This window comes from Pseudomonas sp. MWU13-2862, from assembly GCF_023242495.1.
Classification (GTDB): Bacteria; Pseudomonadota; Gammaproteobacteria; order Pseudomonadales; family Pseudomonadaceae; genus Aquipseudomonas; species Aquipseudomonas gingeri_D.
In genome coordinates this window covers 226720-243710 of the sequence record NZ_JALMEZ010000007.1, presented here as the reverse complement: position 1 = coordinate 243710, position 16991 = coordinate 226720, and the positions used below count along the sequence as shown (strand labels likewise).

The window sequence follows — 16991 nt, the reverse complement described above, 5'->3', positions numbered from 1 at the left end:
GAGGTTGTCATCGCCAGCGACAAGGAAATACGCACCGAGATGGGACAGCACCTGCCGCGCCTGTGGCGTTACGCGCTGGTGCTGTCCCGGCAACGCCATATCGCCGAAGACCTGGTGCAGGCCACCTGCGTCCGCGCCCTGGAGCGAGGCGATCAGTTCGTCTCGGGCACGCGTATGGACCGCTGGCTGCTGAGTATCCTGCATTCGATCTGGCTCAATGAAGTGCGCTCCCAACGGGTTCGCCGCGGCCAGGGCTTGGTGGATGCCGACGAAGCCTTGAGCTTCGACGGCGAACAGGTGGCGCAGACCCACGTACTGGCCTCCCAGGTGATCCGGCGCGTCGACGCCCTGCCCGACGCCCAGCGCGAAACCGTATTTCTCGCCTATGTCGAAGGTCTGTCCTACAAGGAAGTGGCCCAGATCCTCGAAGTGCCCATCGGAACGGTCATGAGCCGGCTGGCCGCCGCACGGGTGAAGTTGGCGGAACATCCGCCCCTGCGTGCCGTGCCCAGCGCCAACAGCGGAGAACGGCGATGACTGACCAACACTCGCACCACACCCCGACCGATGAACAGTTGGTGGCCTTTCTCGACGACGAAGTGGACGCCGAGGAGCGCAGCCGGATCGAAGCCGCTCTGGCCCGTGACGAAAGCGTGGCCGAGCGTCTCGAGTGGCTGATGCGCAGCGAACTGCCGTTCCAGCAAGCCTATGACGAACTGCTCGAACAGGCGCCCCAGGCTCGACTGGAGACCATGCTGCACAGCCTGCCGACAGAAAAAAAGGCCGCGACGCCGATGAGTCGACGCCGTTTCCTCGCCGTGGCCGCCAGCTTCATGGTCGCGGGGATTGCCGCGGATCGACTGTTCCAGGTCTGGCAGACACCCGCGCCGTCGGGCGAAATCAGCTGGCGTGGGCTGGTGGCCGACTATATGGCGCTGTACACGGCACAGACCCTGGAGAACCTGCCCGGCGACGACGCAACTCACCGGGCCCAGTTGCAAAGTGTCCAGCAGTACCTCGGGCTGGCGCTTGACCCCGCCCAGGTGCAACTGCCGGTTGTGCAACTCAAACGCGCGCAGATGCTCGAGTACGAACATGTACCGATTGCCCAGATCAACTACCTGGACCCGCAACATGGGCCGCTGGCGTTGTGCATCACCCACTCGAAAACCGGGACCCGGGCCATGGCCCAGGAAGTGCGCCATGGCATGAATGTGGTGTTCTGGTCCGGGCCGACCTATGCCTACATGTTGATCGGGCGCAACTCGGTGGCGGAGCTGAACGATATGGCCGACCTGCTCAGGCAGCGTTTCGCCAGTTGAACCAGGCGATGTGGCCGGGCGCCTGCCAGGCCAATAACCTACCCGCTTCGCGGCCGACCACCGACGGTCCGAGGCGGCGCCTGGCGCAAGCACAACGACTAGACTGTTCGAGGCCGAACCCAATTTCCAAGGAGGTCCCATGTCCCCGTCTCACAACCTGCCGCCCCTGAACGACCCGCGTTGCGCCCTGGTCGTGATCGATATGCAGAATGACTTCATTCCCGGCGGCCAACTGGCGGTCCAGGGCGGCGACGAGATCGTGCCGCTGATCAACCGCCTGGGCGCCCGCTTTCGCAATGTGGTCATCGCCCAGGACTGGCATCCCCGCGGCCATGTCTCGTTCGCCAGCAGCCATCCGGGCCATGCGCCCTTCGACAGCGTGCAACTACCCTATGGCACGCAAACCCTCTGGCCGGACCACTGCGTGCAAGGCAGCCACGGCGCGCAGCTGCATGCGGACCTGGACCTGCCCCATGCGCAATTGATTGTGCGCAAGGGCTGCAACCGCGAGATCGACAGTTACTCGGCCTTCGTCGAAGCCGATCGGCGTACGCCCACCGGCCTTTCCGGTTATCTGAAGGAACGCGGTATCGATACGGTCTATCTGGTCGGCCTGGCGTTGGACTACTGCGTCGCCTGGTCGGCCCTGGATGCACGGACGGCGGGCTTCAGCACCCTGCTGATCGTCGACGCCTGCCGGGCCATCGACCTGGACGGCTCACTGCAGCGTGCGCTGGGAGAGATGGAAACCGCCGGGGTGAAACTCATCGACTCGATGGCATTGGCGGCCTGAGCCAACAGGTTGGAGGCCCTGCGCGGGCGCACAGGGCCTCCAACCCAACCCGCAAAGATCAGCTCGCGACACCCGTACCTTGTGGCTGATTGACCTCCTGCACAACCGCATACACGCTCAAGTCACTGAGTGTCACCTGTGCCAGCGTCTCGGTCGGTAGCGCCAGCAGGGCCTGATGCGCCTCGTGCTTCAAGCGTGCGATCAGCAGCCGCTTGCCCTCGGTCGGGAAACGCTTGATGAAGTCCTGCAGGGCTTCGAGGCTGGTGCCGTCCAGGTCCGGTGACTCCTCCAGGCTGAGAATCACCGAATGCACGGCCTCACCTTGCTCGCGAACCCGCCGCGAGACGCTGCCAAGGATGCGTTCGGCGTTGGCGAAGAACAACGGCTCGCCCGGGCGCACGATCAGCACCCCGGGGACTTCCCGTGCCTGGGGATGCAGCTGGCAGTCGACGAAATCATGGCCCTCGGCAATATGCCCGAGCACCTGGACCGAGGCTGAAGACATCTGCCTCAACATCAGCATCAGGCTGATCGCCACCGCCGCCAGCAGACCGTCCAGCACCCCGAGCAGCAGCACCGCGGCCACCGCGCAGATCGCCAGGACACGGTCGCGGCGCCAGACGAAGTAGCGATGCAAGGGCTCCAGGCTCAGGGCCCGGGTCAACGCATGAATAACGATGGCCGCCAGCACCGGCTCCGGCGTCAGGGCGATCAGCGGCAACAGGGTCAGCACGATCACCAGCACCGCCAACGCCGCGACCACCCCGGCCAACCGTGAGGTGGCACCCGCCGCATCATTGGCCGAGGTCGCCGAGTAGCCGGCACCGGCGGGCATGCCATGGAACAGGCCGGACAACAGGTTGGCGCCGCCCAGTACCAGCAGGTCGCGGTTGGAGTTCACCCGATCGCCGTGCTTGAGGGCAAAGGCGCTGATGGAACCATAGGACTCGGCGTAGAGGATCATCACCATGGCAAAGCCCAGTTCCACCAGCTTCAGCCAGTCGGAGAACGCCAGGCGCGGCAGCGACGGCACCGTCAGTTGCAGGTCGATCACACCGATCAGGTCGACGCCATAGCCGGGCAAATCCAGCCATTTGCCGGCAGCCACACCGAGCATCACCACCAGCAAGCCGCCCGGCAGGCGCCGGTAACGGCCCAGTACCGAGAGCAGCACCAGGGCGACCACCGCCACCGCGACCCCGGCCCAGTTCCAGCGCGGCAACTGGCTGAGCAATTCGGGCACGAAGCGGATCAGGTCGCTGTGGGCGGGACTCACATGGACGATGCTCGCGACCTGCTTGAGGATGATGGTCACCGCCAGGCCGAAGGCAAAACCGCGTAGCACCGGCTTGGCGATGAAGGACGTGACGCTGCCCAGCTTGAACAAACCGGCGAGCAGGAACATCAGGCCGGTGATCATCACCAGGCCGATGGCCATGGTCAGGCGCAGCGCCATGTCGGGCCCCGCCACCGAGACCGTCGCCGCCGCCAGCACCGCGGCCGACGAGGAGGTGGCGGAGACGATGGCGTAACGGCTGGTGCCGAACAGGCCGTAGCAGAACAGCCCGGCAAACAACGCGATAACCCCGGCCTGGGGTGGCACGTTGGCGATGCTCGAATAGGCGACCGCTTCGGGTAACAGCAAACCGGCAATCGACAGCCCGGCAATCAGATCCGCCCAGCCGCGTTTCGGTTGCGCGGCGGGCATCGGGGTGGGCAGTGCGGACGGCTCAGGCATCGATCGGACCACTCCAACCCGGCAGATAACGCGCGGCCTGACTGCGAGCCAGCTTGAGGGCGGTTGCCTGCAGGTGCTCGCTCGACGCATTGAGTTCAGCGACGGTGATCCGCGTGCGGAAGAAGTCGGCCCAGAGAAACTCGCTGAAGGGCGTGACATCCTTGGCGAACCCACCGACCCGGCGCAAGGCGCCGGCAAGGCTGCGATAGGGGTCGTCCTGCAGTTCGCCGATAGACCCGGGCACTTTGTCGTAACCGCGGCGAATGCCCTTGGCATCGTAGGGATGGACCCACTGGTGGAAGTCCATGATGGTCCAGAAGCTGGCGGGTTCGACGAACGAGAGGTCCTTGAGCACCACCAATGAGACCTTCTTCACCTCCTCCTGCATCAGCGCCAGGCCGAAGTGGTGGTGATCGACGATGTAGTGCCGGCCTTCAGGCCCGAGGACGCAGGGAAACCAGTGATTATCGAGGGCGGCTTCGCGCTCCTTGCGCTTGAGGGTCTGCCATTGGGCTTGCTTGAGGGCGACCTCTTGCAGGCCGACGGTGACTTGGGTGGGGTGCAGTTTTGCAAGCTTTGCGCTGATCAGTTGCGGGCGGGCACGAGCCATTGAACATCTCCGGGCAGACAAGTCCGAAACCTGGACTGATCGCAAGCTTAGCCCTGAATGGCCCGAGGAGACACCGCGCATTATCATTCTTCACGGACAGGCCCTGCCGCCAGCTTCCAGACCCGGGCAATGTCCCCGGCTCGCGCGCTCAACAGCCGTGGCGCGTCACGACAGGCCTGCTCCAGGCTCATCGGCCCGGACACCAGGGCAAAGGCCGCGTCGACCCCATGGGCGTACATCTGCTCATAACCTTCACCGAGGGTCCCTGCCAGCACGACCACCGGCACGCCCTGCTCCCGGGCAATCCGCGCCACGCCGAACGGGGTCTTGCCGCGCAGGGTCTGGGCGTCGAAGCGACCTTCGCCGGTAATCACCAGATCAGCGCCGCGCACCGCCTCGGCCAGCCCCACCAGTTCCGCCACCACCTCCACACCGGGACGAAAGCACGCCCCGAAGAAGGCCTTGGCGGCAAAGCCCAAGCCGCCCGCCGCACCGCTGCCCGGCTCATCACGCACATCCTGGCCCTGCACCTGCGCGCACAGATCGGCAAAATGCCCGAGGGCCGCGTCCAGTTCACGCACCTGGGCCGGTGTCGCGCCTTTCTGCGGGCCGAAGATCGCCGAAGCGCCCTGCTCGCCGCACAAGGGATTGTTTACATCGGCGGCGATCTCGAAACGCACCCGGTCGAGACGCGGGTCCAGCCCCTCAAGGGTCACCCGCGCGACACCGGCCAAGGCCAGGCCACCCGCTTGCACCACCTGTCCCCGGGCATCGAACAGCCCTACACCCAAGGCCTGCAAGGCACCGGCACCGGCGTCGTTGGTGGCACTGCCGCCAATCGCCAGGATGATCCGTTGCGCACCGGCATCCAGGGCCGCGCGGATCAACTCGCCGGTGCCGAAGGTGCTGGTGATGCAGGCATTGCGCTGTTCGCTCGGAACCAGCTGCAAACCGCTGGCCTCGGCCATCTCGATAATCGCCGTGGCGCTGGCCGGCAACCAGCCCCAATGCGCGTCCACCGGCGTGCCCAGGGGGCCGTGCACCCGCTGCTGGCGCAACTCGCCGTTGCACACGGCCAACACCGCCGCCACCGTCCCCTCGCCGCCATCCGCCATCGGGCATTCAATCAGCTGCGCCTCGGGCAGTACCTGGGCCAGGCCTTCGGCAATCGCTCGGGCCACACCTTCGGCGCTGAGGCTGTCCTTGAACGAATCGGGGGCGATGATGATTTTCATGGGGACGATCTCCAGTTCTTGTGGCGTCCATGCTGCCAGTTGAAACAGGGAATGACGCCGGTCTGCTGCACAAGCCCGGGAGGGCTTTATTGTTCATTCCTACAAAGCGCCCCCAGCGGCCGGCACCGGCGATTCGCTGTGGGGCAACAATTGCACCCCCAGGTACAACGCCAGCATCCCGTCCAGGCGCAGCGGGTCGACACCACTGATCTCGGCAATCCGCTCCATCCGATAGCGCAGGCTGTTGCGGTGAATCCCCAGCGCCTCGGCACAGCCCTGGCTCTGACCGTCATGCTCGCACCAACTGCGCAAGGTGGCGAGCAACTGGCCGTTGCTGTCCTTGGCGATCACCTTGCGCAGCGGCTTGAGCAACTCTTCCAGCGCATCGTCGCTGCGATGCCGCCAGAGCATCACCGGCAGGCGATAGCGATTGAGGTGCAACAAACGACTGTGGGGCAAGACCTCCCGGCCATAAGCAAGCAAATCACCGACCCGACGATAGCAGCGGCGCAAACCCTGCAAACCGTCAGCCTGCCCACCCGCGGCGACTCGGGCGATCTTCCAACCCAGGCTGTCGAGCTTCTCCAGCAGACGCTGATCGTCGAGGATCGCCGTCGCCGGCCGACACCACAGCAGCGAGGCGGTCGACCCACTCACGCACCAACTGTCGGGATAACGCGACTGCAACCAGGCCATCAGCGCTTCGGCACTCTGCCCCGGGTCCAGCTCGAACAGATAGGGAATCCGTGACAACTGCGGCTTGAGCCCCATCTGCCGGGCCTCGTCGATCAAACGCGGCGAATCGCCCTCGTCACTGAGCAACAAGGCCAGCAGATCATCACAGCGCTGGCGCCGCCACTGCTGTTCAGCCTGCTGATGGCGCTGGCCGACCAGCATTTCGGCGGTCATGCGCACCAGCTCGGCGTAAGTACGCAATTGCTCCGGCTCACCGGTAATGCCCAGCACGCCGATCAGCCGCTCATCGTGCATCAGCGGCAGGTTGATCCCTGGCTGCACGCCCTTCAGGCACTTGGCCGCCTGCTCGTCGATCACCACCACCCGGCCATTGGCCAAGACCAACTGCGCACCCTCGTGGCGGGTATTGATCCGCCCCGGCTCGCCGCTGCCCAGGATCAGGCCCTGGCTGTCCATGACATTGACGTTGTACGGCAGAATGGCCATCGTACGATCGACGATATCCTGCGCAAGGTCATGGTCCAGTTCGAACATAGCGGTAGGGTCCTTGGTTCAGGGGGATCAACGAACGTTTGTTCAGCAGCACAGGGTACACCGGCAAACCCTGTGCACTGGCACAAAGACAGCAAGACCGGGGTGACCGAGACTCACAGGGCGATCAAGTTACCCTTGCCTCGCAAAAAATCATAATAAAGAGAGACCGCCATGTCACAGAGCGCCGCAATATCCCAGGCCACCGCTGACTTGAAAAACGCCGTATACAAGCGCATCACCCTGCGCCTGATCCCCTTTATCTTCATCTGCTACCTGTTCAACTACCTCGACCGGGTCAATGTTGGATTTGCCAAGCTGCAGATGCTCGACGCGTTGAAATTCAGCGAAACCATCTACGGCCTCGGGGCCGGGATTTTCTTTATCGGCTACGTGCTCTGCGGCGTGCCGAGCAACCTGGCGCTGAGTCGCTTCGGTCCGCGGCGCTGGATTGCCCTGATGATGATCACCTGGGGCGTGTTGTCGACCTGCCTGCTGTTCGTCAGCACGCCGATCCAGTTCTATACCTTGCGCCTGTTCACCGGGGCCGCCGAAGCCGGCTTCTTCCCCGGCGTGGTGCTGTACCTCTCGCAGTGGTTCCCGAGCTTCCGCCGTGGGCGGATCATGGCCCTGTTCATGTCGGCGATCCCGGTCTCGGGCCTGCTCGGCAGTCCTTTCTCCGGCTGGATCCTCAACCACTTTGCCGCCGGTCAGGGCGGCCTTGCCGGCTGGCAGTGGATGTTCCTGTTGCAGGGGATCCCGACCATTGCCCTGGGCATCGCGGCGTTTTTCCTGCTGGCGGACAAATTCGCCAACGCCAAGTGGCTGACTACCGAGGAACGCGCCGTACTCGAAGACGACCAGGCCGAGGATGCCGCGAACAAACCCAAGGCTGTCAGCGACTCCCTGGGTGAAGTGTTCAAGAACCCGGCGATCTGGGCCTTTGGCCTGATCTATTTCTGCATCCAGAGCGGCGTCTACGCCATCAACTTCTGGTTGCCGTCGATTATCAAGAACCTGGGTTTCAGCGACAACCTGGTCATAGGCTGGCTCAGTGCGATTCCCTACCTGCTGGCGGCAGTGTTCATGTTGCTGGTGGGCCGCTCCGCCGACCTGCGCAAGGAGCGTCGCTGGCACCTGGCGGTACCTATGTTGATGGGTGCCGTCGGCCTGTTGATCGCGGTCAATTTCGCCACTTCGCCGGCCATTGCCATTCTCGGCCTGACGATTGCGACCATGGGTGCCCTCACCGGCCTGCCGATGTTCTGGCCGGTGCCCACCGCCCTGCTCAGCGCCGGCGCGGCCGCCGGTGGCCTGGCGTTGATCAACTCCATGGGCCAGATGGCCGGTTTCCTCAGCCCGTACCTGGTGGGCTGGGTCAAGGATGCCAGCGGCTCCACCGATGCGGCCCTGTATGTGCTGGCCGCGGTGATCGTCGCCGGCAGCCTGCTGGCCCTGCGCATGACCCGCACCTTGCGGGCGGCGTGAAACAGCGGCCATAAAAAAGCCCGAGGCTCGACATTACTGTCGCCCTCGGGCTCGTCGCTCCCCCCAATGAATAAAATCAGGCGGTAGCGTTCACACTCACGCTTTGAGTCGTGGAGGTCATGGCTTTCTTGTGGTGTTTCTTTTTGTGGTGCTTTTTCTTGGCTGCCAACTGCATATCAGCCTTCTCGGAAGTGACCTTCTGGGTCTGAGTCGTTGGCGCAACCTGCGCCTGCGCCATCACCATCGGGACCACTCCCGCCTGGGCAACGACGATCGCCATGGCCAGCGCCTTAAGACGTTTCGAATTAAGCATCATCTCTCTCCATATTGAACGGGGTTATGTCCTGATGGCCTTTACAACTGTACCCGCCGGACAAGCGGGTCTCTTGGCTATATATGACTTTAGTTCGGGCTACTGTAACAACCTGTCAGAATTGACAGTTCCGACGAACGGTCAAGTAGTTGACATTGCCGTGCCCGTTCCCTGGAGAGCACCGGACTACGTGAAACTTTTGCGCAGTTTCCCCTGACAAGGCTGTCGGATATCGGTGAGTTGATTGAGGGATTGCTCAACAGCGGCATTCTGGTATCTGATGAACACCTTCTCTTTCGTGCAAAAGGATGTTGTTCATGAGTTACCGCACCCTCGGCCATTCCGGATTGCAAGTCAGCACCTTGACACTGGGCAGCATGATGTTCGGTGAACAAACCGACACCGAAACCTCCTTGCGCATCATCGACAAGGCCTGGGACCAGGGCATCAACTTTATCGACACCGCCGACGTCTACACCGGCGGGCGCTCCGAGGAAATCGTCGGCGAAGCGATTGCCCGCCATCGCCATGAGTGGATCCTCGCGACCAAGGCCGGTTTCGGCCCGGTGGACGGCAAGCCGAACCGCAGCGGCCTGAGCCGCAAGCACCTGTTCAATGCCATCGAAGCCAGCCTCGGGCGCCTGGGCACCGACTACCTGGATATCTACTACCTGCACCGCGAAGACCACAGCACCCCGCTGGAGGTCACCATATCGGCCATCGGCGACCTGTTGCGCCAGGGCAAGATTCGCCACTGGGGCCTGTCCAACTATCGCGGCTGGCGGATTGCCGAAGTGATCCGCGTGGCCGAGCGCCTGGGGGTGGACAAGCCGGTGATCAGCCAACCGCTGTACAACATCGTCAACCGCCAGGCCGAGACCGAGCAGATCACCGCCGCTGCCGCCTACGGCCTCGGCGTGGTGCCCTACAGCCCGCTGGCCCGTGGCGTGCTCAGCGGCAAATACGCCCCGGATGTCGCGCCGGATGCCAACAGCCGGGCCGGACGCCAGGACAAGCGCATCCTCGAGACCGAATGGCGGGTGGAATCATTGCGCATTGCCCAGCAGTTGCAGGCGTATACCCAACAGCGTGGCGTCGGCCTGGTGGAGTTCGCGATTGCCTGGGTGCTGAACAATACGGCGGTCAGCTCGGCGATTGTCGGCCCGCGCACCGAGGAGCAATGGGACAGCTACACCAAGGCACTGACGGTGAAGATCAGCGCCGAGGACGAAGCCTTCGTCGACTCGCTGGTGACTCCGGGGCATGCGTCCACCCCGGGTTTCAACGATGTCAGTCACTTTGTCTCCGGACGCCTGCCACGGGGCGTTTGAAGGCGGGCCTCAGCCCGTCTTCAGGGGGAACCGATCCAGTGCCGCCTGCTGGAAATACAGTGCCTCTTCGACCGGCCTGGAAAGAAAGTAGCCTTGGGCCTCGTCACAGCCGAAGTGCTTGAGTATTTCCAGGCAGCCGAAACTTTCCACGCCCTCGGCCACCGTCCGGTAGCCCAGGTCGCGGGCCACGCCGATGATCGACTTGGCCACCCGCTGATGCTGGGCACTGTGCTCCAGGTCGAAAATCATCGACTGATCGAGCTTGAGGATATTGGCCGGGATCTTGTGCAGATAAGAGAAGTTGCTGTAGCCGGTACCGAAGTCGTCGATGGCCACATCGACGCCCATATCCCTCAGTTGCTGAAGTTGCTCGATCACCCCGGCGCTGGAACGCAGCCACTCGCCTTCGGTGATTTCAACCTCGAGCATTGCCGGGTCGACCCCATGGGCCCCACAGCGCTGGGCAATGACATCGGCGACATTGCGCCCGTAAAAATCCCGCGAGGACAGGTTGAGGGATATTTTCTTGTCCCGGGCATAACCGGTGTTGGCAATCAGCGTCACAACCCGCTCGATCACCCAATCCGTCACCGAATGGATCAGCGAGCTTTTCTCGACAATCGGAATGAACTCCGCCGGCGAAATAAAGCCATGTAACCGATGGTTCCAGCGAATCAGCGCCTCGGCACTCAGGTGCGCGCCATCGCGCAACGAGAAGCGCGGTTGATAGACCAGGAACACATCATCGGCCTTCAGGGCCGGCGTGATATCCGGCAACAGGCTGAACAGACGGCGGAAGGTAACGTCGTCCTGATGGTTGTAATAGGCATAGGGCTGGGCTTTCTGCCGGGCGGTCTCCAGGGCGAACAAGCCCTTGCGCAGCAGCTCCCGGGCCGTTTCCGAGCCCCCCTCGAACTCCAGCAACCCCGCGCAGACCGTGGGTACCATCGGCAGATTCTCGCTGATGGGCGCCCGGCGCAGCCAATCCACCAGCCGCGGTAAAAAGCCCCGCGCCTCGACGGCGTCCATCTGCATGGTGAAGGCAAAGCCCTTGACCATCACGTGATAGATCTTGATCCCGGTGCCGATAAACGCCTGGATCCGCGAGGCCATATCCCGCAGCACCGCTTCGAAGGGCACCATGCCCTCCGCCACGGTCAAACGGTGCGCCCAATCGGTGTCCAGGGCATCGACCGTCACCAGAACCCTCTTGCGGATCTCGCCGGCCTGGATCAAGCCCTGCAGGTCGGAGAGAAACTGCGTACGGTTGGGCAGGCCGCTGACCGCATCCACACGCTTGAGCAGGTGCTGGCGCTCGATCAACTGCATGATCAGCGCGGCGAAATCTTCCAGGGCCGCGTGGTCTTCCGGCGTCAGGTCGTGGGCTACCGTATCGAGGATACACACGCTGCCGATGGCATAGCCGCCGTCGGTACGCAGGGGCGCGCCGGCATAAAACGTCAGCGCACCGTCGCCCTGGACCAGGGGGAAGTCGGCAAAACGCGGGTCCAGGCAGGCGTTGTCGACCACGAACACGCCGCTTTGGCGGATCGTGTGGGCACAGAACGACAACTCCAGCTCGGGCGCTTGCTGAGCGGAAAAGCCGGTGGTGGCGAGGAACCACTGGCGGTCCTTGTCGATCAGGCTGACGATCGCCACCGGCGCTTGAAAGCGCGAGGCGACCAACCGGCAGATCCGCTCGAAACACTCTTCGCGGGCAACATCCATCAGGTCGAAGGCATGCAGGGCGGCCAGCCGCTCCTCTTCTTCGCGATCACGCAACAACATCTGCTCGACTGTCGTGAGTTTTTTCATCAGTACCTGTTGTCGTCAATCCGAGTCGTTCAGTCGGCCGGGGAAGATGGCCTTTTGCCGCTAATCATTGCGCGGGCACCGAATAATATCCAGAAAAATGCGACCAGTGTCTGACAGAGAGCAGAAAGCCGTGTACCCGATCGGTTACAGACGCCCCTCCTCACGCAGACGTCGACCGATATGGAGAATCTCGGCCTCGCCCCGGGCCAGCGCCGCGGCGCTGGTATGCACCGAATAATTGCCCAGCACCAGTTCATGGGGATGCTTGTACGCTGAGCCTAGCACGAAGGTGGTATCACCCCGGGCCACGAGATCGATGACCTCCTCGCGCTCCTCGAAAATCGCCAATTCACCCTCGCCGAGCGGCCCGCCAGCGTCACCGGCGTCAAGCTGGCCGATATCGACCGCCAGCCAACCCACGCTGTGACCGGCCGGTGGTGTGTAGGTCCAGCGTTCACCGTCTTTCAAGTGTACGGCCAGGTAGTTCATCGGGGCGGGGGCCGCGATCAGGCTTTGCGCCGCACCGTAGCGCCCCAGCAGCACCCGCGCCGGTCCTTCCTGTGGCACCTGCGACGGGGTCAGGTACTGGCTGCGTGCCGGAGCATTCTCATCGGCCGCCGGCAACGCCACCCAGAGCTGAAAGCCGCGCACATGGCTGACCTCAGGCACGATCGAACCGGTGTGCCAGACACCATTGCCGGCCTGCATCCATTCAACACCACCGGCCAGCAAGCGGCCTTTTTCGCCGGTGCTGTCTTCATAGAAAAACTCGCCTTCGCTCAAATAGCTCAACGTGGCGATGCCGGAATGCGGGTGCATGCCAAACCCCGGCTGACCGGCTTTCGTCTGGAAGCTGAAACGATCGAGAAAGACGAACGGTTTGAGCCACGCGCCCAGGTCGCCGGGACTTACCAGGCGCGTAATCGCCCCGTGGGTACTGCCGTGGGTCCGATGAAGAATGGCCCGCCGCTGCGGGGTACGGGCAATAGCGGTACTTGCCGGCATGGGGAACGCTCCTGAAAAATGATCGGATAAATCCCGGGACGGCAATCAATGCAAACGCGCTCCCGGGCCAGTTGCGACGCAGTATGGATTGCTCTCTATTACCGGACTAGATGGCATAATTGGATTTCACTCATCCATTTATGTGAGTAATTTTGCCATGCTCGACCTGAATGAAATTGCCATGTTCGTCCAGGTGGTACGCTACGGCAGCTTTGCCGAGGCCGCTCGGCACCTGGGCATACCGGCCAATACCCTGAGCCGGCGAATCCAGCAGCTCGAAGCCCGGCTCGACACGCGTCTGATGCAACGCTCCACCCGCAAGCTGACGCTGACCGGCGCCGGCCAGGCCTTCCATGCCCGTTGCGCCGGGGCCGTCGACGGTCTGCTCGACGCCAGCCACGAGCTGCAAGGCGGCAGCCAGGTTCCCAGTGGCCTGGTACGGGTGGCGGCGACCGCCGACTTCTTCGAGTTTTTCCCGATGGACTGGGTCGCCGAATTTCTCGCCCGTTCCCCCCAGGTCAAGCTCGACTTCGTCCTCAGCGACGCCAAGGCCGACCTGATCGCCGAACAGATCGACGTCGCCTTTCGCGCCGGTCCCCTGCAGGATTCGGCCTTTGTCGGACGCCAACTGCTGGGGCCCCGTAGCGACGGTCTGGTGGCCAGCCCAGCCTATCTCGCGACGCATGACGTGCCGCCGACCTTGCAGGCGCTGGTTCAGCATGACTGCATCAGCGCCCCACACCCCGGCGGCCACACCACCTGGCGCCTGAGCAGCCCGGCCGGCGTCATGGAGGAAGTGCAGGTCAGCGGCCGCTTCAGCGCCAACACCGCCCAGGCGCTGCGCAAGGCCGCCCTGGCGGGCCTGGGTATCGTCCTGTTGCCGCCGACCATGGCTCGCCTCGATGTCCAGGCCGGCCTGCTGGTGCCGGTATTGCCCGGTTACCAGCGCAAGAGCCAGGGCATGAACGTGATCTATCCGAGCCGGCGCCAGTTGCCCCTGGCGGTGTCGACGTTTATCGACACCTTCATGGACAAGCTCCATGGGCAGGATGTATGGCCTAAGCCTGTCCCTGACCTTGAGTGATATCCATCGTTCGCCGAAAGCCTTTTTTCGTGGACATAAAAAAACACCCACTGGCCGGTCGCATGAGCGGGCAATGGGTGTTCTTCGGTTTACAGCGCCTCGCCGAAGCGAGGCCGGGTCTTTACAGCGCCATGTCAGCCGCTGGAGTGTCGGCTTTTGGCTTGTCAGTCGCAGCCGGTGCGGCTGGCGCAGCGGCGGTCTGACCGATCACCGGAGGCTTGGTCAGTTGCAGGATTTCAGCGGTGTAGTCCCATTCTTTCTGGACCGCTGCAGGGTTGCCGTTCAGCTTGGTGCCGTAGCTCGGCACGATCTGGTGCAGCTTTTCCTGCCAGGCAGGCGTCGCAACCTGGTCCTTGAAGACCCGTTCCAGAATGGTCAGCATGATCGGCGCGGCGGTGGAAGCACCCGGCGATGCACCCAGCAGGCCGGCGATGCTGTTGTCCTTGGCGGTGACCACTTCGGTGCCGAGTTTCAGAACGCCGCCCTTCTCTTCGTCACGCTTGATGATCTGCACGCGCTGACCGGCTTGCCACAGGCGCCAGTCTTCTTTCTTCGCTTCAGGGAAGTATTCTTTCAAGGCGTTGAAGCGGTCGTCATCCGACATCATCAACTGACCGGCCAGGTACTCCACCAGCGGGTACTGCTCGATCCCGACGCGGGTCATCGGCCAGACGTTGTGGGTGGTGGTACTGGTCAGCAGGTCGAAGTACGAACCATTCTTCAGGAACTTGGTGGAGAAGGTCGCGAATGGCCCGAACAGGATCACGCGTTTGCCATCCAGCACACGGGTGTCCAGGTGCGGAACCGACATGGGTGGCGCGCCGGTCGAAGCAATACCGTAGGCCTTGGCCATATGCTTGAGGGCAATGTCCTGGTTATCGGTGACCAGGAACGAACCGCCGACCGGGAAGGCCGCGTAGTCGTTGGCCTCAGGGATGCCGGACTTCTGCAGCAGGTGCAGCGCACCGCCACCGGCACCGATGAACACGAACTTGGCGTCGGCCGCGGTTTCGCTGCCGTCCTTCAGGTTCTTGTAGGTGACGCGCCAGGTGCCGTCGTCATTGCGCTTGATATCCTCGACTTCGCTGGACAGCTTCAGCTTGAAGTTAGGCTGGGCCTGCAGGTAAGCGACGTACTGGCGGGTGATTTCGCCGAAGTTCACGTCGGTGCCGATAGGCGTCCAGGTGGCCGCGATCTTCTGCTTCGGATCACGCCCTTCCATCATCAGCGGGACCCACTTCTTGATCTGTTCCTGATCTTCGGTGTACTGCATGCCGCTGAACAGCGGGCTGGTCTGCAGCGCCGCGTAGCGATCCTTGAGGAACTTGACGTTGTCGTCACCCCACATGAAGCTCATGTGCGGCGTCGAGTTGATGAACGAATGCGGGTTCTTCAGCACGCCCTGACGGACCTGCCAGGACAGGAACTGACGGGTGATCTGGAACGACTCGTTGATCTCGATCGCCTTGGAAATATCGATCTTGCCGTTCTTGTCGTACGGCGTGTAGTTCGACTCGGCCAGGGCGGAGTGACCGGTACCGGCGTTGTTCCAGCCATTGGAGCTTTCTTCGGCGACGCCATCGAGGCGCTCGACCATTTCCATCGACCAGTCCGGCTGCAACTCATTGAGCCAGATCCCCAGGGTCGAACTCATGATGCCCCCGCCGATAAGCAGCACATCGACTTTCTTTGTCTCGGCCGCGTGTACGGACATCGCGCCCATCGTCACTGCCAGCCCCAGCAGTGCTGTGTTCAGTTTCTTCAACATTCGGTAATACCTAGGATAGGTAGACATACAAGGCCCATGAAAAACCACCGGCCTCACGTTCATGTCCCTCCTGCGCTGACTTTTTATTAGTCATTGGCTTCAGCTACGTTGGGTGACACTCATTTTGTTTGCCTCTGCCCGGACCTGGTCGACAAGCGCAATCTGTCAGCTCATACGACTCAGCCAGTAAGGCTTTTTTCTCGATTCCTTCGACGTCCGGTCACCTCGGATAGGCACGCTAGACGCTTCCGTGCTGCGACATAATACCTCAGCTACGTGACTGGATGAAAATGCCTCGCCTTTACACAGAGAAAACCTACCGAAATTGTAGGATAAGCCGGCCAAGGTTCAAGTGCTCCTGCAGTGGGAAATCCGGCATGATGGGCGCAGTCCGTCCCAGGGAGATGCCCATGCGCTTCATACCATCGCTTATCGGTCTGGCCACGCTGACGCTGGGCCCGGTGTTCGCGGCCAACGCCGCCCCTGTCGATCAGGTGCAACTGGTTGACTCGATCAACCACTACCGCAGCCAGGTGCAGCGCTGTGGAAGCCAGGCCTCACTGGAGTTGCCGCCACTGGTCAGCGATCCCCGCCTGGTGTTGCCCATCAATAACCCGGGCGACTTGCAGCAGGCGCTGAGTGCCAAGGCGTATCCGATGGTCACCGTGCAGGCGATCAGCCTCTCAGGGCCACGTGACGCGGCGGCGGCGATGAAAGCGGTGGAGGAAAGTTTCTGCCAGGTGGTGCTGAACCCGCAGTTCGTCGATATCGGCGTCAACCGCGAGGGACGCGAATGGCGCATCGTGCTGGCGCGGCCGCTGCTGAGCGCGCGCCTGGGCGACTGGCAGGCGGAAGGCCAGAAACTTCTCGAGCAGATCAACAGCGCCCGCACGCAAGCGCACCAATGCGGCGGCCAGGCGTTCGCCGCCACCACGCCCCTGGCCTGGAACGCGGTACTGGCGAGCGCCGCTGAAGGCCATAGCCGGAATATGGCCAACAACAACTTCTTCGATCACAAGGACCGTGACGGACGCATGCCGGGGGATCGGGCCGAGCTGGCGGGCTATAACGGCCAGATGATCGGCGAAAATATCGCCGCCGGCCAGGACACCGTACGCAAGGTGGTCGACGGCTGGCTGGCCAGCCCCGGTCACTGCGCCAACCTGATGAATCCACGATTCCGCGAGCTGGGCGCGGCCTACGTGGTGGACCCGAAGAGCGATTCCGGGATCTACTGGACCGCGATGTTCGGCACCCCGTAA

At 62.9% G+C, this 16991-nt stretch carries 15 protein-coding genes; 7 read left to right on the top strand and 8 right to left on the bottom strand.

Going from position 1 to position 16991, the window contains the following annotated elements; all coding sequences use genetic code 11:
* Positions 1–39 precede the first annotated feature (39 nt).
* From M5C56_RS14915 to pncA, 3 genes are all read left to right on the top strand, one after another.
* Positions 40–537: an RNA polymerase sigma factor gene (locus M5C56_RS14915; RefSeq protein ID WP_103499097.1), complete on the top strand. Its 498-nt coding sequence runs from the start codon at positions 40–42 to the stop codon at positions 535–537.
* Positions 534–1322 carry a transcriptional regulator gene (locus M5C56_RS14910; protein ID WP_103499096.1) on the top strand — a complete coding sequence of 263 codons (789 nt, stop codon included), beginning with the start codon at positions 534–536 and terminating at the stop codon, positions 1320–1322. The genes M5C56_RS14915 and M5C56_RS14910 overlap by 4 nt, the downstream gene beginning before the upstream one ends.
* Positions 1323–1461: 139 nt before the next feature.
* Positions 1462–2115 carry a bifunctional nicotinamidase/pyrazinamidase gene (pncA, locus tag M5C56_RS14905; protein ID WP_103499095.1) on the top strand — a complete coding sequence of 218 codons (654 nt, stop codon included), beginning with the start codon at positions 1462–1464 and terminating at the stop codon, positions 2113–2115.
* 58 nt (positions 2116–2173) lie between these two features.
* Here pncA and M5C56_RS14900 read toward each other — a convergent pair whose 3' ends face one another.
* The 4 genes from M5C56_RS14900 to M5C56_RS14885 form a co-directional block, all read right to left on the bottom strand.
* A complete protein-coding gene (locus M5C56_RS14900) occupies positions 2174–3823 on the bottom strand; it encodes a SulP family inorganic anion transporter (RefSeq protein WP_247263201.1) in 1650 nt (549 codons plus the stop codon).
* A gap of 22 nt (positions 3824–3845) precedes the next feature.
* Complete coding sequence (locus tag M5C56_RS14895) at positions 3846–4463, bottom strand: ParB-like protein (protein WP_103499093.1); 618 nt, start codon at positions 4461–4463, stop codon at positions 3846–3848.
* Between the two features lie 83 nt (positions 4464–4546).
* Positions 4547–5698: a glycerate kinase gene (locus M5C56_RS14890; protein ID WP_103499092.1), complete on the bottom strand. Its 1152-nt coding sequence runs from the start codon at positions 5696–5698 to the stop codon at positions 4547–4549.
* 99 nt (positions 5699–5797) lie between these two features.
* Complete coding sequence (locus M5C56_RS14885) at positions 5798–6928, bottom strand: sugar diacid recognition domain-containing protein (protein WP_103499091.1); 1131 nt, start codon at positions 6926–6928, stop codon at positions 5798–5800.
* Positions 6929–7099: 171 nt separating this feature from the next.
* On the opposite strand from M5C56_RS14885, the gene M5C56_RS14880 reads away from it, so the two are divergent.
* A complete protein-coding gene (locus M5C56_RS14880; RefSeq protein ID WP_103499090.1) occupies positions 7100–8413 on the top strand; it encodes an MFS transporter in 1314 nt (437 codons plus the stop codon).
* A 76-nt stretch (positions 8414–8489) separates the two neighbouring features.
* On the opposite strand, the gene M5C56_RS14875 is transcribed toward M5C56_RS14880, so the two are convergent.
* Entirely contained in the window at positions 8490–8726 is a 237-nt protein-coding gene (locus M5C56_RS14875; protein ID WP_103499089.1) for a hypothetical protein, read from the bottom strand.
* A gap of 317 nt (positions 8727–9043) precedes the next feature.
* On the opposite strand from M5C56_RS14875, the gene M5C56_RS14870 reads away from it, so the two are divergent.
* Entirely contained in the window at positions 9044–10057 is a 1014-nt protein-coding gene (locus M5C56_RS14870; protein ID WP_103499088.1) for an aldo/keto reductase, read from the top strand.
* Positions 10058–10066: 9 nt separating this feature from the next.
* Here M5C56_RS14870 and M5C56_RS14865 read toward each other — a convergent pair whose 3' ends face one another.
* Both M5C56_RS14865 and M5C56_RS14860 read right to left on the bottom strand, forming a co-directional pair.
* Positions 10067–11872 carry a sensor domain-containing phosphodiesterase gene (locus M5C56_RS14865; protein ID WP_247263187.1) on the bottom strand — a complete coding sequence of 602 codons (1806 nt, stop codon included), beginning with the start codon at positions 11870–11872 and terminating at the stop codon, positions 10067–10069.
* A gap of 144 nt (positions 11873–12016) precedes the next feature.
* Positions 12017–12877 carry a pirin family protein gene (locus tag M5C56_RS14860; protein WP_103499087.1) on the bottom strand — a complete coding sequence of 287 codons (861 nt, stop codon included), beginning with the start codon at positions 12875–12877 and terminating at the stop codon, positions 12017–12019.
* A gap of 157 nt (positions 12878–13034) precedes the next feature.
* Here M5C56_RS14860 and M5C56_RS14855 point away from each other — a divergent pair, with 157 nt between their 5' ends.
* Positions 13035–13961: a LysR family transcriptional regulator gene (locus M5C56_RS14855; RefSeq protein WP_103499086.1), complete on the top strand. Its 927-nt coding sequence runs from the start codon at positions 13035–13037 to the stop codon at positions 13959–13961.
* A gap of 121 nt (positions 13962–14082) precedes the next feature.
* On the opposite strand, the gene mqo is transcribed toward M5C56_RS14855, so the two are convergent.
* Positions 14083–15729, bottom strand: a complete 1647-nt coding sequence (gene mqo / locus M5C56_RS14850) for a malate dehydrogenase (quinone) (protein ID WP_103499085.1) — start codon at positions 15727–15729, stop codon at positions 14083–14085.
* A gap of 410 nt (positions 15730–16139) precedes the next feature.
* Here mqo and M5C56_RS14845 point away from each other — a divergent pair, with 410 nt between their 5' ends.
* Positions 16140–16991, top strand: coding sequence for a CAP domain-containing protein (locus M5C56_RS14845; protein ID WP_103499084.1), 852 nt, complete (start codon positions 16140–16142; stop codon positions 16989–16991).

Bases quoted from the DNA above. Each gene is read 5' to 3' on its own strand.
- M5C56_RS14915 (WP_103499097.1), top strand. From the start codon at position 40: ATGGGACAGCACCTGCCGCGCCTGTGGCGTTACGCGCTGGTGCTGTCC.
- M5C56_RS14910 (WP_103499096.1), top strand. From the start codon at position 534: ATGACTGACCAACACTCGCACCACACCCCGACCGATGAACAGTTGGTG.
- pncA (WP_103499095.1), top strand. From the start codon at position 1,462: ATGTCCCCGTCTCACAACCTGCCGCCCCTGAACGACCCGCGTTGCGCC.
- M5C56_RS14900 (WP_247263201.1), bottom strand. From the start codon at position 3,823: ATGCCCGCCGCGCAACCGAAACGCGGCTGGGCGGATCTGATTGCCGGG.
- M5C56_RS14895 (WP_103499093.1), bottom strand. From the start codon at position 4,463: ATGGCTCGTGCCCGCCCGCAACTGATCAGCGCAAAGCTTGCAAAACTG.
- M5C56_RS14890 (WP_103499092.1), bottom strand. From the start codon at position 5,698: ATGAAAATCATCATCGCCCCCGATTCGTTCAAGGACAGCCTCAGCGCC.
- M5C56_RS14885 (WP_103499091.1), bottom strand. From the start codon at position 6,928: ATGTTCGAACTGGACCATGACCTTGCGCAGGATATCGTCGATCGTACG.
- M5C56_RS14880 (WP_103499090.1), top strand. From the start codon at position 7,100: ATGTCACAGAGCGCCGCAATATCCCAGGCCACCGCTGACTTGAAAAAC.
- M5C56_RS14875 (WP_103499089.1), bottom strand. From the start codon at position 8,726: ATGCTTAATTCGAAACGTCTTAAGGCGCTGGCCATGGCGATCGTCGTT.
- M5C56_RS14870 (WP_103499088.1), top strand. From the start codon at position 9,044: ATGAGTTACCGCACCCTCGGCCATTCCGGATTGCAAGTCAGCACCTTG.
- M5C56_RS14865 (WP_247263187.1), bottom strand. From the start codon at position 11,872: ATGAAAAAACTCACGACAGTCGAGCAGATGTTGTTGCGTGATCGCGAA.
- M5C56_RS14860 (WP_103499087.1), bottom strand. From the start codon at position 12,877: ATGCCGGCAAGTACCGCTATTGCCCGTACCCCGCAGCGGCGGGCCATT.
- M5C56_RS14855 (WP_103499086.1), top strand. From the start codon at position 13,035: ATGCTCGACCTGAATGAAATTGCCATGTTCGTCCAGGTGGTACGCTAC.
- mqo (WP_103499085.1), bottom strand. From the start codon at position 15,729: ATGTTGAAGAAACTGAACACAGCACTGCTGGGGCTGGCAGTGACGATG.
- M5C56_RS14845 (WP_103499084.1), top strand. From the start codon at position 16,140: ATGCGCTTCATACCATCGCTTATCGGTCTGGCCACGCTGACGCTGGGC.